Source organism: Kitasatospora sp. NPDC088346, from assembly GCF_044740765.1.
GTDB lineage: Bacteria > Actinomycetota > Actinomycetes > Streptomycetales > Streptomycetaceae > Kitasatospora.
The window spans coordinates 224802-240308 of sequence record NZ_JBIURH010000001.1 but is presented as its reverse complement, the minus strand read 5'-3'; the positions used below and the strand labels follow the sequence as shown (position 1 = coordinate 240308).

The following is a 15507-nucleotide window of genomic DNA, read 5'->3' as shown; positions in this document are numbered from 1 at the left end:
CGCACGTCATGGCCTCGCAGCCCGCCGCACCCGAGACCGACCCCGGCTGCCGGGTGCTCGGGTTGCGCGAGCGGAAGAAGCAGCGCACCCGCGACTCCCTCGTCGCCGCCGCCCACGCGCTCTTCCTCGACCGGGGCTACGGCGACACCACCATCGACGAGATCGCGGCCGCCGTGGACGTCTCGCAGCGCACGTTCTTCCGGTACTTCGCCAACAAGGAGGAGGTCGCGCTGGCCGTCATGGCCGACGCGGAGGACTTCTTCATCGCCTGCCTGCGCGAGCGCCCCGCCGAGGAGAACCCGCTGCAGGCCATGCGCGCCTCGATCACCGAGGCCTGGCGCACCCTCGGCAGCGGCCGCAGCAGCGGGCCCGGCAGCGTCACCGCCGCGCTGGAGCTGTTCGAACTGATCGAGAACACCCCCACCCTGCTCGCCGCCCACCTGCGCCGCGCCACCGAGCAGGAGGGCGTGGTCGCCCGGGTGCTCGCCGACCGCGAGGGCCTGGACCCGGCCACCGACCTGCGGCCGCGGCTGCTGGCCGCCGTCCTCGGCAGCGTGGTCCGGATCTCCCACCTCTCCTGGGGGGCGGACGGCGCCGCCAACGACGCCGGCCCCGACGGCATGATCGAGCTGATCGAGCGCCACTTCGACCAGCTCGGCCCGGCCCTGGCCGGCTCCTGGCGGGAGTGAGGCGACCGGCGGCACCCGGGCGACCCCGGTGTCGTACCGGGGTATGACACCGGACCCACCCCGCAGGTGGGACGACATCCGGCCGCCGGGCCCCTACGCTCGGGCCGGGTGAACAGAGCCACCGTCCGGGGCCCGCTGCACGAGCTCGCGCTCAGCCTGACCCGCCCCTCCCCCGACCGCCGGCCGCTGCTGGCCGACGCGCCCAGCCCCTGGCTGCGCGCCCTGCCGTACGCCCTCGCCGTGATCCTGGTCCCCACCCTGCTCCCGATCGACATCGTGGTGCTCACCGGCTCGTACGGGCTGGACGGCTATCCGGCCACGGTGCTCTCGATCGCCCAGACGGTGCCGCTGCTGGCGGCCGTCCGGCGGCCGCTGCCGGTCTGGTGGGTGGTCACCGCCGCCACCGCCGCGACCGCCGCCGTCACCCTCGCCAGCGCGCCGTCGGCCGGACCCTGGCCCTGGCCCGCCGCCACCCTGATCGGCTACCTGTTCCTGCTGGCCGCACTCGCGCCGCGCGAGAGCGGCCGAACCCTGCTGGCGGTCTGGCTGGTCACCCTGGTCGGCACGGTCGGCGCGGCCGCCGCCTTCCCGCACCGGGCCGGCGGCACCCCCGCCCTCGCCGTGGTGCTCGCCGGAGCGGTGCTGCTGCTGGGCTGGAGCCTGCGCGGGCGCGGCGAGGCCCGCCGCCGGCTGGCCGAGCAGGAGCAGATCAGCGAGGAGGAACGGGCGCTGCGCACCCTCCTGGAGGAGCGCACCCGGATCGCCCGCGAGCTGCACGACGTGGTCGCCCACCACATGTCGGTGATCACCGTGCAGGCCGACAGCGCGCCCTACCGGATCGGCGGGCTGCCGCCCGAGGCCGTCGAGGAGTTCGCCGGCATCGCCACCGCCGCGCGCAGCTCGCTGGCCGAGATGCGGCGCCTGCTGGGCGTCCTGCGCAGCGGGCAGGACGGCCCCGACCGGAGCCCCCAGCCCGGCGTCGCCGACCTCGGCCGACTGGTCCGGACGGTCGCCGCGGCCGGGGTCGAGGCCCAGCTGTCGGTGGGCCCGGAGGTCGACGCGCTGCTGCCGCTGCCCGACGCCACCGACCTGTCGGTGTACCGGATCGTGCAGGAGGCCCTGGCCAACGTGGTCCGGCACGCCCCGGGCGCGCGGACCCGGGTCTCGCTCTCCGCGCAGGACGGCACCCTGCGGGTCACCGTGGTGAACGACGCCCCCCGATCCGGCGGCACCCCGGTCGAGGCCGCTGGGGGCACCGGGCACGGCCTGGTGGGGATGCGCGAACGCGTCCGGCTGCTGGATGGCAGGCTGGACACCGGCCCGCTGCCGGAGGGCGGCTTCCGGGTCGCCGCCGAACTGCCCGTCACCACCCCGGGGGAGACCGCTCCATGACCATCCGCGTACTCATCGTCGACGACCAGGCGATGGTCCGGGCCGGCTTCGCCGCCCTGCTGAGCGCACAGAGCGACATCGACGTGGTCGGCGACGCCGCCGACGGCCGGCAGGCCCTGGAGGTCAGCGGGCGCACCCACCCCGACGTGGTGCTGATGGACGTCCGGATGCCCGAGATGGACGGCCTGGAGGCCGCCCGGCGCCTCCTCGATCCTCCGCCGGGGGTGGTGCACCGGCCCCGGGTGCTGATGCTCACCACCTTCGACGTGGACGACTACGTCTACGAGGCGCTGCGCGCCGGCGCCAGCGGCTTCCTGCTCAAGGACGCCCCGCCGGCCGACCTGATCGCCGCCGTCCGGGTGGTCGCGGCGGGCGAGGCGCTGCTGGCCCCGTCCGTCACCCGCCGCCTGATCGAGGACTTCGCCCGGACCCGACCGGCACCGCGCCGCGACCCCGCCCTGCGGCTGAACGGGCTGACGCCCCGGGAGACCGAGGTGCTGGAGCTGATCGCCCGCGGCCTGTCCAACCAGGAGATCGCCGGCCGGCTGGTGGTCGCCGAGCAGACCGTCAAGACCCACATCGGCCGGGTGCTCGCCAAGCTGGACCTGCGCGACCGGGCCCAGGCGGTCGTCCTGGCCTACGAGTCGGGCCTGGTGACGCCCGGTCAGTAGTACCGCGACGCCCGGGTGGTACCCGGGTGGCAGGAGCCGGTTGGCCCCGTGGACCGACGCCCACGGGGCCTTCGCGCTCCTACCTTCCTCCCGTTCACGAACGCGTGCACGGACGAGAGGAAGAACGCGATGCTGCTGCGATTCAGGCGCACCCTGGTGGCCGCCGTGCTGGCCGCGACCGCCGTGGTGGGGGTGGGCGGCTGGGCCGCGGCCGACGGCCAGACCCCGGTCACCGGCCCGCCGCCGGGCACCGCCGCCTGGCGGGCCGACACCGGGCTGGGCGTACGGCTGCCGGACCCGGGCGGCGCCGCCCCCGACGAGGTGGCCGCGTTCTTCGCCGGGCTGGACCCCGCCCAGCAGGAGGCGTTGGCCGTCCGGCACCCGCTGGTGGTCGGCAACCTCGACGGCGTTCCGTTCCGGCTCCGCTACCGGGCCAACGCCCTGGCACTGGCCGGGGAGCGACGCACCGAGCAGGCCCGGGCGGACGACCCGGCGCTGAGCGGCCCCCGCCGCGCCGCCGCCCGCACCCGGGCCGAGCGGTACGCGGCCCTGGCCGGCCGGCAGGTCCTGGCCTTCGACCCGCGCGGCCGCGGCCAGGTCGCCGAGGTCTACGGGGACCTCGCCACCGCCCGCCGCACCGCCGTCGTCGTCCCCGGCTCCGACGTCGACCTGATGAGCTTCGACCGCGCCCGGGACCCGTACGGCACCCCCGCCGGCATGGCCCGGGAGCTGCGGGCGGCCGCCGGGGAGCAGCTCGCCGTCGTGGCCTGGGCCGGGTACACCACCCCCGTCGGGGTCGGCCTGGACGCCGCCGCCTCCGATCTCGCCGCAGCCGGCGGCCCCCGGCTGCACCGCCTGCTGGCCGGCCTCGCCCCGCAGGCCGGGCCGGTCACCGTCTTCTGCCACAGCTACGGCTCGGTGGTCTGCGCCCGTGCCGGCCTCGGCCCCGGGCTGGCCGCCGGCCTGGTCCTGCTCGGCTCCCCGGGCACCGACACCGACCGCGCCGCCGACCTGCGGGTGCCGGTCTGGGCCGCCGAGCGCAACGACACCGACTGGATCGGCGACGTCCCGCACGTCTCCGTGTTCGGCCTCGGCCACGGCGCCGACCCGACCGCGCCGGGGTTCGGCGCCCGGCTGGTCTCCTCCGCCGGCTCGCACGGCCACACCGGCTACTTCGCGCCCGGTACCGCCTCCCTCGCCAACTTCACCGCGCTGGCCCTCGGCGACACCGCCGCGGTCCGCTGCGCCGACCGCGCCCCGGAGTGCCACGATGCGAACTGACCTGCTGCGCAGGGCCGCCGCCACGGTGGACGCCCGCACCCCCGCGAGCCGCGACCGCGCCCTGGACGGGCTGCGCGCCCTCGCCCTGCTCGCCGTGCCGACCGGCCACTGGCTGCTCGGCGGCTTCACCGTCACCCCCGGGGACGGTGTCCTGCACAACGCCAGCCCGCTCGCCCGGCTCGGCTTCCTGGCCCCGTTCAGCTGGGGGCTCCAGCTGCTCGGGCTGTTCTTCCTGGTCGGCGGGTACGCGGCGGCGAAGTCCCTGGCCCGGGCCCGGGAGCGCGGCACGGACCTGGCGGGCTGGCTGCGCGGACGGGCCGTCCGGCTGCTGCGCCCGGTGCTCGGGGTGGCCGCCGTCTGGGCGCTGCTGGTCCCGCTGCTGCACGCGGCCGGGGTGCCCGCCGAGACGGTGCGCACCGGCGCGGTCCTGGTCGTCCAGCCGCTCTGGTACATCGGGATCTACCTGGTGCTCACCGCGCTCACCCCGTACTGCCTGGCGGCCGGCCGGCGGCTCGGCGCCCGGGCGGCGGCCCCGCTGCTCGCCGTGGTGGCCGTGGTCGACCTGCTGCGGTACGGGCCGTGGGCCGGGGCGGTGCCGTCCTGGCTGGCCCTGGTGAACCTGCTGCCCGGCTGGCTGTTCGCCTACCAGCTCGGGGTCAGCTGGGCGCAGGGCCGGCTGGGCCGGGCCGGCGGCCGGCTGCTGCTGTTCGGCGGGGCGGCGCTGTTCGCGGTGCTGCTGACCGTCTTCCACTACCCGGCCAGCATGGTCGGCGTGCCCGGCGCGGCCCGGACCAACTCGCACCCGCCGTCGCTGCTGGTGCTCGCGCTGGCCTCGGTGCAGTGCGGGGCCGCGGTGCTGCTGCGCGAGCGGCTGGGCCGGCTGCTGCGCCGCCCGCTGCTGTGGCTGCCGGTGGTGGTGGTCAACCTGTCCGCGATGACGATCTTCTGCTGGCACCAGACGGCGATGTTCGCGGTGGCGCTGCCGGGGTCGCTGCTCGGTACGGACGTCCCCGGGCTGACCGCGGGCCCCGACTCGCTCGGCTGGGTCCTGGCCCGGGCCGCCTGGCTGCCGGTGTTCGCAGTGGTGCTGGCGGCGGTCGGCCGGCCCGCGCGGCGGTTCGACGGCCGGTGGCCGTCCCGGCTGTGGCGGGCCGCGGCGGGCGCCGGTGCGGCGGCCTTCACGGTGTACGCGCTGGGGGTGGTCTGAGTGCCCCGGATGTCGGGGCCGGGCCCTACCCTGGCGCCATGGTGACGTTCGATCAGTTCAAGGCGATGGCGCTGGCCCTGCCCGAGGCGCACGAGGAGCCGACCTGGGAGCAGATCACGCTGCGGGTCGGCAGGAAGATCTTCGCCATGGGCGGCCCGGGGTCGGGGCGGGTCTGCGTCAAGGCGTCCAAGGAGGACCAGGCCGAACTGCTCGCGGCCGCTCCTCAGGTGTACTCCTTCGCGCCGTACGTCGGCCGGCACGGCTGGGTTCTGGTGGCCCTCGCCGAGGTGGACGCCGAGGAGCTGGGCGAGCTGCTCACCGAGGCCTGGCGCAGCATCGCGCCCAGGCGGCTGCACTCCCAGGTCGACCGCGGCTGAGCGGCCCGCGTCCGGGGCGGGTGGACCGGCGGTGAACCGATCGGAACCGGTCGGTTTACGCCACTCGCACGGACGAATGTGAGCCAGAACACAGTTTGAAGGCTCTCCCCGGCTTCCCGCTGCCTTTAACCTGGCTGACGTGTAGTTGGCAGTCGTAGCACCATCGGGCCCGGCCCGCTGTGACGGTGACCGGCCCGAGGGAGATGACGCCATGCAGCGCAGGAAGCTCAAGCGCATCCTGATAGGCGCCTTCGCGGGCTGTGCCGTGCTGGTCGACGCCGGCGCCGCCGCCGCGCAGGCCGCCGCCGCCAACGAGCAGGTCGCCATCGCGACCCCGCCGACCGGCAGCGCCGCCTGGGTGTCCGACCACTCCACGGGCCACCCGCTGCCCGACCCGGCGACCGCCGACGCCGCCACCGTCGCCGCCTTCTTCGCCGCGCTCGACCCCGCCGACACCGAGCGGCTCACCGCCGCCTACCCGCTGGTGGTCGGCAACCTGGACGGCGCCCCGCTCGCCCTGCGCTACCACGCCAACCGGATCTCCATCGCGGCCGAACGCGACCGCGCCCGGGCCCGGGCCGCCGACCACAACCTGAACGCCTCCGCCCGCGCCCTGGCGACCGCCCGCGCCGACGACTCGGAGCACCTGCTCGCCGAGGGCCGGCAGATCCTCGCCTTCGACCCCCGTGGCCGCGGCCTGGTCAGCGAGGTCTACGGCGACCTGGCGGCCGCCCAGCGGGTGTCCGTCCTGGTCCCCGGCTCGGACGCCGACCTCGGCCACTTCGACCAGGCCGTCGACCCGCTGCGCTCCCCCGCCGGCATGGCCCGCGCCCTGCTCGCCGAGGAGCGCCGCCAGGCCCCCGGCACCCGTACCGCCGTGATCGCCTGGACGGGCTACGTGACCCCGTCCGGTCTCGGCCCCGACGCGGTCACCGCCCGGCTCGCCGACGTCGCCGCGCCCCGGCTGCTGCGGCTGCTGGCCGGGCTCAAGGAGACCGGCCACCCGGACGGCCCGCCGGCGCTGTTCTGCCACTCCTACGGCTCGGTGGTCTGCGGCACCGCCGCCCCGCGGATCGACGAGGGCGGCACCACCGACATGGTGGTCTTCGGCAGCCCCGGCATGGGGGTGGAGTCCGCCGCCGAGCTGGGCCGCGGCGTCGAGGTCTGGGCGACCCGCAACCGCACCGACTGGATCGGCAACGTCCCGTACCTGGAGGTCGGCGGGCTCGGCCACGGCGCCGACCCGACCAGCACCGCCTTCGGCGCGATGGACGTCTCCTCCACCGGCGCCGAGGGCCACAACGGCTACTTCGCCCCGGGCACCGCCAGCCTGCACAACTTCGGCGCCATCGCGCTCGGCCGCTACGACAGCGTCAGCCACCCGCCGACCGTCGCCTAGAGCCGGCCCGGGCCCGCGCCCGTTCCGTACAGCGCGACCACGTCGGCGGCGGCCCGGGCCAGCTCCCGGCGCGCCCGCGGCGGGTCCGTCACCTCGACGTCCGCCCCGAAGGCCAGCAGCACCCGGACGGCCTCCACGGCGCGCAGCCCCAGCCGGACCTCCGCCCAGTCGGGGTCCTCGCCGGACGGCGGCGCCGACAGCAGTGCGGCATGGATCCGGGTGAACATGTCGAGTCGGTGCCGCCGCACCCGGGCCACCACCGTGACCACGTCCGGCAGCCCCTCCACCTGCTCGCGCAGCACCGCCCAGACCTCGGGCAGCCCCAGCCCCGGCCGCCGCCGCACCGCTTCCTGCACGACCCGGGCCGTCCGCACCCGGTCGGCCCGGAACAGCCTGGGCGCGCCGTCGAGGTCCGCCACCAGGTACCAGACGCCCGCCTTGCTCACCAGCCCGTACGGGTCGACGGTGTACCCGCTGGGCTGTGCGGCGCCGCTGTGCCGGTAGCTGAGCTCCAGCCGCAGGTCGGCGAAGACCGCCCGCTGGAGCTCGCCCAGCTCGACCGGCGCGGTGCCGACCCGCAGCCAGCGCTCCGGGTCGACCAGGATCCGTTCGCTGGTCCGCTCGGCGGCCGGGCGGTGCGGCGCGGGGAGCGCGGCCATCACCTTGCGCAGGGCGGCGGCCAGTGCCTCGCCGAGGCCCAGCGCGTCGTGCGCGCCGGCGGTGGCCAGCACGAACAGGGCGCGGGACTCGTCGGCGGTCAGGCCGGTGACGTCGGTCCGGTAGCCGGGCAGCAGGCTGATCCCGCCGTTGCGCCCGCGCTCGGCCCAGACCGGGACGCCGGCCGCCGAGAGCGCCTCCACGTCCCGGTAGACGGTGCGGACGGAGACCTCCAGCCGGGCGGCCAGCTCCCCGGCCGGGACCATGCCCCTGGTCTGGAGCAGCAGCAGGATCGAGAGCAGTCGGTCGGCCTTCACGGAAGTCAGCCTAAAACCTGACACGAGGTGTCAGGTATCGCGGGCAGAGTGTGCCCCGAAGGCAGCACCGAAGACAGCACCGAACCGCTGAGGAGCACCACGCATGGACGCCACGTTCGACCCCCGCCCGCACTACCTGCGCGCCCTCGACCAGCTGGCCAAGGTGGTCGCCCAGGTCACCCCGGAGCAGCTGGACCGCCCCACCCCCTGCACCGAGTTCGACCTGCGCACCCTGCTGGGCCACACCGTCGGCGGCATCCACCGCATCGCGTACGTCGGCGAGGGCGGCCGCAGCCTGGACGTGGCGGCCACGGTGGGCGAGGTCGGGGACGCCGAGTGGGCCGAGGCGCTCGACCGGGCCCGCGCCCGGGCCGCCGCCGCCTGGGCCGACGACGCCGTCCTGGACCGGCTGTCGTGGGTGCCGTGGGGGCAGCTGCCCGGCCGGTTCGCCCTGGGCGGCTACGTGATGGAGGCCGTCACCCACACCTGGGACATCGCCCAGGTGGTCGACCCGTCCGCGGCCCTGGACGAGGAGCTCGCGCTCGGTGCGCTGGGCGTCGCCGAGCAGGTGCTGCCGGCCGAGCCGCGCGGCGGCGAGCTCCCGTTCGGGCCGGTGCAGCCGGTGCCGGCCGACGCCGACCCGTACACCCGGCTCGCGGGCTGGCTGGGGCGCCGGGTCTGACGGCCGTCCGACCGCCGGGGCCGGGGCCGTGCGCAACGGCCCCGGCCCCGGCCCGCTCCCGGACTACTCGCGCCCGGCCGAGGTGAACGTCATGTCGGCGTACCGGTTGCCGGTGACCTGGCCGGCGACCGGCTCCAGCGCGGCCAGTTCGGCTGCGGTCAGCCGCAGCGCCGCGGCCGCGGTGTTCTCCGCCAGCCGCGAACGCTTGCGGGTGCCGGGGATCGGCACCACGGTCAGCCCGTGCACCTCGGCCCGCTGGTGCACCCAGGCCAGTGCGACCTGCGCGGCGGAGACCCCGCGGTCGGCGGCGATCTTCTGGATCGGGGCCACCAGGGCGGCGTTGCGGGCCGCGTTCTCCCCGCTGAACTGCGGGTGGGAGCGCCGGAAGTCGCCCTCGCTGAGCTGCTCCGCGGCCGTGAACGAGCCGGTCAGGAACCCCCGGCCGAGCGGTGAGTACGGCACGAAGGCCACCCCGAGCTCGGCCGCCGCGGGCACCGCCGTGCGCTCCACGTCCCGCGAGAAGACCGACCACTCGGACTGCAGCGCGGCGATCGGGTGCACGGCGTACGCCTCGCGCAGCTCCTCCCCGGTCACCTCGGAGAGCCCGAGGTGGCGGACCTTGCCGGCCTGCACCAGCTCGGCCATCGCGCCGACCGACTCGGCCAGCGGCACCCGCGGGTCGCGGCGGTGCATGTAGTAGAGGTCGATCACGTCGACGCCCAGGCGGCGCAGCGAGGCGTCGACGGCGGTGCGGACGTACTCCGGGTCGTTGCGCACGGCCCGGTAGGAGGGGTCGTCGGCCCGGCGTTCGATGGCGAACTTGGTGGCCAGCACCACCCGGTCGCGGTTGGCCCGCACGAACGGGCCGACCAGCTCCTCGTTGTGGCCGGAGCCGTACACGTCGGCGGTGTCGAACAGGGTGACGCCCAGGTCGAGCGCGGCGTCCAGGGTGGCGAGCGCCTCGACGGTGTCGGTCGGGCCGTAGAACTCGCTCATGCCCATGCAGCCCAGACCCTGGGTCCCGACGGTCGGGCCGCCGGTGCCGAGCACGGTGGTGGGGAGGGTCATGCGCTCTCCTTCCGCTCCCCTGCGTCGGGGAGTCGTGAGTACAGGTCGATCTTGTAGTCGAGGACGGCGAGGGTCGCGTGCAGGTCGGCGAGCCGCTGCCGGACCTCCTCGCGGTGGGCGACCAGCAGGTCGCGCCGGTCGTCGTAGGTGTGGTCGCCGGCCCGGACCAGCTCCACGTAGCGGAGCATGTCGGCGACCGGCATCCCGGTCAGCCGCAGCCGGCCGAGGAAGGCCAGCCGGGACAGGTCTGCGTCGCTGTAGCGCCGCTGCCCCGAGTAGGAGCGGTCGACCGGGTCGAGCAGGCCGATCCGCTCGTACCAGCGCAGGGTGTGCGCGGTCAGGCCGCTGGCCTCGGCGACCTCGCCGATGGCGTGCCGCGGCGTGCGGTCGGCGTCCGCGCCGGCCCGGCTGTAGGCCTCCCCGCAGGTGAGCGGGTCGATCGAGATCGGTGCGAGCGTTGCCATGGTCTGACCCCCGGTGATCGGCGACGACTACGAAGCTACTGACTTGGAGTGCACTCCAAGCAAGCCTCGCACGCGGCCGGCGGCGGCGGATGGCTAGAGTTCGACCCATGCAGAGCTTGCGGATGATCGAGGACTGGCCGGTGCCCAACGCTGCGGCCGCGGTGGTGCGGGGCGCCGACGGCGCACTGCTCGGTGGCCACGGACCGCAGCAGCACCTCTTCCCCCTGGCGTCGGTGACCAAGCTGCTCACCTCGTACGCGGTACTGGTCGCGGTCGAGGAGGGGGTCTTCGAGCTCGACGACCCGGCCGGTCCGGAGGGCTCGACCGTCCGGCACCTGCTGGCGCACACCTCCGGGCTGGCCTTCGACGAGCACCGGGTGATGGCCCCGCCCGGTGACCGGCGGCTCTACTCCAACGCCGGCTTCGACGTGCTGGCGCGGACGCTCTCCGAGGCCGCCGGCATCGAGTTCGGCCGGTACGCGGCCGAGGCGGTGTTCGAGCCGCTGGGCATGCGGTCGACCATGATCAACACTGCCCACCGCTCCCCGGCCGGCGCGGGCGGCCTGTCCACCGTCGGCGACCTCGCGCTGTTCGCCGCCGAGCTGCAGTCGCCCAAGCTGCTCGACGCCTCCACCCTGCGCACCGCCACCCGCGAGGTCGCCTTCCCCGGCACCAGCGGCGTGCTCCCGGGCTTCGGCCACCGCCGCCCGAACGACTGGGGCCTCGGCTTCGAGATCCGCGGCGACAAGGCCCCGCACTGGACGGGCACCACCAGCTCCGCCGGCACCTTCGGCCACTTCGGCCAGTCCGGCACCTTCCTGTGGGTCGACCCCGCCGCCGGGGTCGCCTGCGTCGCCCTGACCGACCGTGACTTCGGCCCCTGGGCCGCCGAGGTCTGGCCGCCGTTCACCGACGCCGTGCTGGCCGAGCTGCGCGGCTGAACCGCGCGGCCGGGCGGCCCGACCGGCGACCGGAGCATCCCGGCGCAGCCCGGTCCGGATCAGCCGAGGACGAGCCCGGAGTGCATCTCCAGCAGCAGCAGTTCGGCGCCGTCGGGCCCCGCCACCGGATCGGCGAAGGCCGCTCCGGTGATCCGGACGCTGTCGCCCGGCTCCAGTGAACGGCCGCCGCCCTGCGGCCCGGGCACCGTCCGGTAGCCGAGCGAACCCGCCGTCAGGTGCGCGTAGCGGTGGGGCGCCTGCGGCAGCTCGGGCAGCGTCTGCCAGGGCCCGGCGGTGACCAGGTGCAGCACCGCGTCGCTGCGCCGCAGCCGCAGCGCGTCCGAGTCGGCGTCGCGGTCGAGGCCGGAGGCGAGCAGCGTCAGCCCGCCGGGCGCGGGCTCGACCCGGCGCAGCCCGTACGCGGGTTCGGTGCCGAACTCGTCCGGCTGGAGCCAGAACTGGACGAAGCGCACCGGTTCCCGGGCGCCGCCCACGTTGCGCTCGGTGTGGGTGATGCCGCGCCCGGCGCTGAGGTGCTGGAGCATCCCGGGCCGGACCACACCCGCGTGGCCGTCGCCGTCCCGGTGCGCGAGCGCGCCGGAGACCACCCAGGTGAGCAGCTCGGTGTCGCGGTGACGGTGCTCCTCGTACCCGGCGCCGGGCGCCAAGGTCTCCTCGTTGCACGCGAGCAGCGCGCCGAAGTGCGTGTTCTTCGGGTCGTAGTGCGCCGAGAAGGAGAACGCGTGCCTGGTCTCGATGCCCTCGGCGGGCGTGGACAGGTAGCGTTCGGGAGCCCGGCGCTGATCGGCGCGGGGGCGCTGTCGGGTGTCGGTCACGCTGCCTACCGTAACGGGTGTGACCTGCCCCACCCCCTGCTTCCGGTGGGGGTGTGCACCAGCATGTCCTTCGGTGAGGCAGTCTTGTCCTGTGCCAGCCGCTTCAGCGAGTCCCGACAAGAAGTCCGCCGCCAAGAAGGCGGTGCCCGCCCGTCCCGCTGCCGCCAAGCCGCCCTCCACCGGGCGCCCGGGCCGGCTGACGGCGCAGGAGCGCAAGCTCGCCGCCGAGCGGGCGGAGCTGCGCATCGCCACCCTCAAGCGGCTGGAGAAGTCCTCCGGCAAGCTGGCGACGGCCGCGATCGCCCGCATGGACGACCAGTTGGCCTGGTACCGGCGGATGCCGCCGGAGCACCGTTCCTGGATCGGCCTGGTCGCCCAGGCCGGCATCGCCGCGTTCACCGAGTGGTACCGGCACCCCGAGGCGCCGCAGGCGATCAGTACGGACGTCTTCGGCACCGCGCCACGCGAGCTGACCCGGGCGATCACCCTGCGGCAGACCGTGGAGCTGATCCGCACCACCATCGAGGTGATGGAGGAGGCGATCGAGGAGGTCGCCGCCCCGGGCGACGAGGCCGGGATGCGGGAGTCGGTGCTGGTCTACGCCCGGGAGATCGCCTTCGCGACCGCCCAGGTCTACGCCCAGGCCGCCGAGGCGCGGGGCGCCTGGGACGCCCGGCTGGAGGCACTGGTCGTCAATTCGCTGCTGTCCGGTGACGCCGACGAGGGGGTGCTGTCGCGGGCGGCGGCGCTCGGCTGGGGCCAGCCGAAGCAGGTCCGGGTGGTGATGGGCAGTGCGCCCGACGGCGACAGCGAGCTGGTGGTGGAGGCGATCCGCCGGGCCGCCCGGTACGCCAAGCTGCACGTCCTGACCGGGGTACTGGGCCGGCGGCTGGTGGTGGTGGTCGGCGGCGACAAGGAGCCGGTGCACGCCGCGCGGGCGCTGATCGGCCAGTTCGCGCCGGGCCCGGTGGTGGTCGGTCCGACCGTGGGCGACCTGCTCTCGGCGACCCGTTCCGCGCACGCCGCCGCCGCCGGGCTGCGCGCCTGCGCGGCCTGGCCGGACGCCCCGCGCCCGGTGCTGGCCGACGACCTGCTGCCCGAACGGGCGCTGGCGGGCGACGAAGTGGCCCGGCAACAGCTGGTGGAGGAGATCTACACACCGCTGGAGGAGGCCGGGTCGGCCCTGCTGGAGACCCTCAGCGTCTACCTGGAGCAGGCCTCCTCGCTGGAGGGCGCCGCCCGGATGCTCTTCGTCCACCCAAATACCGTGCGCTACCGGCTGCGTCGTGTGACCGACGTCACCGGTTATGCTCCGTCCGACGTACGTTCGGCCTTCACCCTGCGCATCGCCCTGGCGCTGGGCCGCCTCGGTACGGCGGCCGACCACGGCTGAGGGGCACTGTGGAGACTCCACAAGCCGACGTGCTTTTCTTCGTTACCGTCGCCTACCCGCCCCCGGGCGTCCGGCGAGAGAGGGTTGAACCGTGCTCGTAATCGTCGCCCCTGGACAGGGTGCCCAGACTCCCGGCTTCCTCAACCCCTGGCTTGAACTGTACGGCGCCGCCGACCGGCTGCGTCAGTGGTCGGCGGTGGCCGGCCTCGACCTGGTCCACTACGGCACCGAGGCCTCCGAGGATGAGATCAAGGACACCGCGGTCGCCCAGCCGCTGCTGGTCGCGGCCGGCCTGCTGACCGCCGGTGTGCTGTTCACGGACGGTCCCGGGCCGCGCGAGCTGGTGGGCGCGGTGGCCGGCCACAGCGTCGGCGAGATCACCGCGGCCGCGCTGGCCGGCGTGCTGACCGCCGAGGACGCGCTCGCCTTCGTCCGCGAGCGCAGCCTGGGCATGGCCGAGGCCGCCGCCGCGACCGCGACCGGGATGACCGCCGTGCTCGGCGGCGACCCGGAGGCGGTGGCCGCGAAGTTCGCCGAGTACGGCGTGACCGCGGCCAACAACAACGGCGGCGGGCAGTTGGTCGCCGCCGGCACGCTGGACCAGCTGGCGGCCCTCAAGGCCGACCCGCCGGCCGGTGCCCGGCTGATCCCGCTGAAGGTGGCGGGTGCCTTCCACACCGAGCACATGGCCCCGGGGGTGGAGCGCCTGGCCAAGCTGGCGCCCTCCCTGAGCACGGCCGACCCGCTGGTCACCTACGTCTCCAACCGGGACGGCGAGGCCGTCGCGACCGGCGCCGAGGTGCTCGACCGGCTGGTCGCCCAGGTCTCCAACCCGGTCCGCTGGGACCTCTGCATGGAGACCCTGCAGCAGTTGGGTGCGACGGCCGTGATCGAGCTGTCCCCGGCCGGCACCCTCACCAACCTGGTCAAGCGCAACGTCAAGGGTGTCGCGACGCTGGCCCTCAAGACCCCTGCCGATCTCGACAAGGCCCGGGAGCTCGTCGCGGAGCACGGCGGTCAGGAGAACGACGCATGACCAGCCCTCAGATCAGGCCCAGCAGCGGCGCGCAGTACGCGCGGATCCACGGCGTCGGCGGCTACCGTCCGGTCCGGGTGATCCCCAACGCCGAGGTGCTCAACTGGATCGAGTCCTCGGACGAGTGGATCCGCTCGCGCAGCGGCATCGCCGAGCGCCGGTGGGCGGGCCCGGAGGAGAGCGTCGCCGAGATGTCGGTGCAGGCGGCCGGCAAGGCGATCGCCCAGGCCGGCATCGCGCCGGAGCAGATCGGCGGCGTGATCGTGGCCACCGTCTCGCACCTCAAGCAGACCCCGGCGATCGCCACCGAGATCGCCGAGCGGCTCGGCTGCGGCACCGCCCCGGCGTTCGACATCTCGGCCGCCTGCGCCGGCTTCGGCTACGGCCTCGGCCTGGCCGACGGCATGGTGCGCGGCGGCAGCGCCGAGTACGTGCTGGTGATCGGCGTCGAGCGGCTCAGCGACCTCACCGACACCTCGGACCGCTCGACCGCCTTCATCTTCGGTGACGGCGCCGGCGCGGCCGTGGTCGGCCCCTCGGACGTCCCCGGCATCGGCAAGGTGATCTGGGGTTCGGACGGCTCGCAGCGCGACGTCATCTCGCAGACCCAGGCCTGGGACACCGCCTTCGCCAAGGAGGACGCCGTCAACGGCGCCGGCGAGGCCGTCAAGTGGCCGGCCCTGCGGATGGAGGGTCAGACCGTCTTCCGCTGGGCTGTCTGGGAGATGGCGAAGGTGGCCCAGCAGGCGCTGGACGCCGCCGGGATCACCGCCGACCAGCTCGGCGCCTTCATCCCGCACCAGGCCAACATGCGGATCACCGACACGATGATCAAGGCCCTGAAGCTGCCCGACTCGGTGCCCGTCGCCCGGGACATCGTCGAGACCGGCAACACCTCCGCCGCCTCCATCCCGCTGGCGATGGAACGCATGCTGGAGAGCGGCGAGGCGAAGAGCGGAGACCTCGCCCTGATCATCGGGTTCGGGGCGGGTCTGGTCTACGCAGCCGCAGTCGTTACTCTCCCCTAGGCATTCCTGCCCACGAAGAAGACCTGCGACGGTCCGCCGGACCGATCGCTTTCCACACTGAAGAGGAGC

16 protein-coding genes are annotated in these 15507 nt (G+C 75.2%); 12 read left to right on the top strand and 4 right to left on the bottom strand.

The annotated features are described in order from the left end of the window. Nucleotides 1-8: 8 nt before the first annotated feature. The 7 genes from ACIOFR_RS01060 to ACIOFR_RS01030 all read left to right on the top strand — a co-directional run bounded on the left by ACIOFR_RS01060 (nt 9) and on the right by ACIOFR_RS01030 (nt 7016). Nucleotides 9-689, top strand: coding sequence for a TetR/AcrR family transcriptional regulator (locus ACIOFR_RS01060; RefSeq protein WP_400991511.1), 681 nt, complete (start codon nt 9-11; stop codon nt 687-689). 108 nt (nt 690-797) lie between these two features. Further along, entirely contained in the window at nt 798-2081 is a 1284-nt protein-coding gene (locus tag ACIOFR_RS01055; protein WP_400991510.1) for a sensor histidine kinase, read from the top strand. Then, nucleotides 2078-2752 (top strand): response regulator, encoded by a 675-nt coding sequence (locus ACIOFR_RS01050; RefSeq protein WP_400991509.1) that lies wholly within the window; start codon nt 2078-2080, stop codon nt 2750-2752. Before ACIOFR_RS01055 ends, ACIOFR_RS01050 begins: the two co-directional genes overlap by 4 nt. A gap of 129 nt (nt 2753-2881) precedes the next feature. Continuing rightward, nucleotides 2882-4033, top strand: coding sequence for an alpha/beta hydrolase (locus ACIOFR_RS01045; protein WP_400991508.1), 1152 nt, complete (start codon nt 2882-2884; stop codon nt 4031-4033). Beyond that, nucleotides 4023-5240 carry an acyltransferase gene (locus ACIOFR_RS01040; protein WP_400991507.1) on the top strand — a complete coding sequence of 406 codons (1218 nt, stop codon included), beginning with the start codon at nt 4023-4025 and terminating at the stop codon, nt 5238-5240. Before ACIOFR_RS01045 ends, ACIOFR_RS01040 begins: the two co-directional genes overlap by 11 nt. A gap of 38 nt (nt 5241-5278) precedes the next feature. Further along, complete coding sequence (locus tag ACIOFR_RS01035) at nt 5279-5617, top strand: MmcQ/YjbR family DNA-binding protein (protein WP_400991506.1); 339 nt, start codon at nt 5279-5281, stop codon at nt 5615-5617. Between the two features lie 211 nt (nt 5618-5828). Further along, the gene (locus tag ACIOFR_RS01030; protein ID WP_400991505.1) at nt 5829-7016 is read left to right on the top strand and encodes an alpha/beta hydrolase; all 1188 of its coding nucleotides are present in this window, start codon (nt 5829-5831) and stop codon (nt 7014-7016) included. On the opposite strand, the gene ACIOFR_RS01025 is transcribed toward ACIOFR_RS01030, so the two are convergent. Continuing rightward, nucleotides 7013-7990, bottom strand: coding sequence for a helix-turn-helix transcriptional regulator (locus ACIOFR_RS01025; protein ID WP_400991504.1), 978 nt, complete (start codon nt 7988-7990; stop codon nt 7013-7015). The genes ACIOFR_RS01030 and ACIOFR_RS01025 overlap by 4 nt on opposite strands. Nucleotides 7991-8093: 103 nt before the next feature. Between ACIOFR_RS01025 and ACIOFR_RS01020 the strand changes: the two genes are divergently transcribed. Continuing rightward, the gene (locus ACIOFR_RS01020; RefSeq protein WP_400991503.1) at nt 8094-8672 is read left to right on the top strand and encodes a TIGR03086 family metal-binding protein; all 579 of its coding nucleotides are present in this window, start codon (nt 8094-8096) and stop codon (nt 8670-8672) included. Between the two features lie 63 nt (nt 8673-8735). Here the strand turns inward: ACIOFR_RS01020 and ACIOFR_RS01015 are convergent, their stop codons facing one another. Further along, on the bottom strand, nt 8736-9740 hold the full coding sequence (locus tag ACIOFR_RS01015) for an aldo/keto reductase (RefSeq protein ID WP_400991502.1): 1005 nt from the start codon (nt 9738-9740) through the stop codon (nt 8736-8738). Beyond that, nucleotides 9737-10204, bottom strand: coding sequence for a MerR family transcriptional regulator (locus tag ACIOFR_RS01010; protein WP_400991501.1), 468 nt, complete (start codon nt 10202-10204; stop codon nt 9737-9739). The genes ACIOFR_RS01015 and ACIOFR_RS01010 overlap by 4 nt, the downstream gene beginning before the upstream one ends. Nucleotides 10205-10311: 107 nt before the next feature. On the opposite strand from ACIOFR_RS01010, the gene ACIOFR_RS01005 reads away from it, so the two are divergent. Beyond that, a complete protein-coding gene (locus ACIOFR_RS01005) occupies nt 10312-11145 on the top strand; it encodes a serine hydrolase domain-containing protein (protein ID WP_400991500.1) in 834 nt (277 codons plus the stop codon). A 59-nt stretch (nt 11146-11204) separates the two neighbouring features. Here ACIOFR_RS01005 and ACIOFR_RS01000 read toward each other — a convergent pair whose 3' ends face one another. Further along, nucleotides 11205-11981 carry a pirin family protein gene (locus ACIOFR_RS01000; protein WP_400991499.1) on the bottom strand — a complete coding sequence of 259 codons (777 nt, stop codon included), beginning with the start codon at nt 11979-11981 and terminating at the stop codon, nt 11205-11207. Between the two features lie 196 nt (nt 11982-12177). Here ACIOFR_RS01000 and ACIOFR_RS00995 point away from each other — a divergent pair, with 196 nt between their 5' ends. The 3 genes from ACIOFR_RS00995 to ACIOFR_RS00985 all read left to right on the top strand — a co-directional run bounded on the left by ACIOFR_RS00995 (nt 12178) and on the right by ACIOFR_RS00985 (nt 15438). Next, nucleotides 12178-13374: a PucR family transcriptional regulator gene (locus ACIOFR_RS00995; protein ID WP_400992105.1), complete on the top strand. Its 1197-nt coding sequence runs from the start codon at nt 12178-12180 to the stop codon at nt 13372-13374. A 91-nt stretch (nt 13375-13465) separates the two neighbouring features. Continuing rightward, entirely contained in the window at nt 13466-14410 is a 945-nt protein-coding gene (locus ACIOFR_RS00990; protein WP_400991498.1) for an ACP S-malonyltransferase, read from the top strand. Then, nucleotides 14407-15438 (top strand): beta-ketoacyl-ACP synthase III, encoded by a 1032-nt coding sequence (locus tag ACIOFR_RS00985; RefSeq protein ID WP_400991497.1) that lies wholly within the window; start codon nt 14407-14409, stop codon nt 15436-15438. The genes ACIOFR_RS00990 and ACIOFR_RS00985 overlap by 4 nt, the downstream gene beginning before the upstream one ends. Nucleotides 15439-15507 lie beyond the last annotated feature (69 nt).

Bases quoted from the DNA above. Each gene is read 5' to 3' on its own strand.
- ACIOFR_RS01020 (WP_400991503.1), top strand. From the start codon at position 8,094: ATGGACGCCACGTTCGACCCCCGCCCGCACTACCTGCGCGCCCTCGAC.
- ACIOFR_RS01010 (WP_400991501.1), bottom strand. From the start codon at position 10,204: ATGGCAACGCTCGCACCGATCTCGATCGACCCGCTCACCTGCGGGGAG.
- ACIOFR_RS01005 (WP_400991500.1), top strand. From the start codon at position 10,312: ATGCAGAGCTTGCGGATGATCGAGGACTGGCCGGTGCCCAACGCTGCG.
- ACIOFR_RS01015 (WP_400991502.1), bottom strand. From the start codon at position 9,740: ATGACCCTCCCCACCACCGTGCTCGGCACCGGCGGCCCGACCGTCGGG.
- ACIOFR_RS01030 (WP_400991505.1), top strand. From the start codon at position 5,829: ATGCAGCGCAGGAAGCTCAAGCGCATCCTGATAGGCGCCTTCGCGGGC.
- ACIOFR_RS01045 (WP_400991508.1), top strand. From the start codon at position 2,882: ATGCTGCTGCGATTCAGGCGCACCCTGGTGGCCGCCGTGCTGGCCGCG.
- ACIOFR_RS01035 (WP_400991506.1), top strand. From the start codon at position 5,279: ATGGTGACGTTCGATCAGTTCAAGGCGATGGCGCTGGCCCTGCCCGAG.
- ACIOFR_RS00985 (WP_400991497.1), top strand. From the start codon at position 14,407: ATGACCAGCCCTCAGATCAGGCCCAGCAGCGGCGCGCAGTACGCGCGG.
- ACIOFR_RS01050 (WP_400991509.1), top strand. From the start codon at position 2,078: ATGACCATCCGCGTACTCATCGTCGACGACCAGGCGATGGTCCGGGCC.
- ACIOFR_RS01060 (WP_400991511.1), top strand. From the start codon at position 9: ATGGCCTCGCAGCCCGCCGCACCCGAGACCGACCCCGGCTGCCGGGTG.
- ACIOFR_RS01040 (WP_400991507.1), top strand. From the start codon at position 4,023: ATGCGAACTGACCTGCTGCGCAGGGCCGCCGCCACGGTGGACGCCCGC.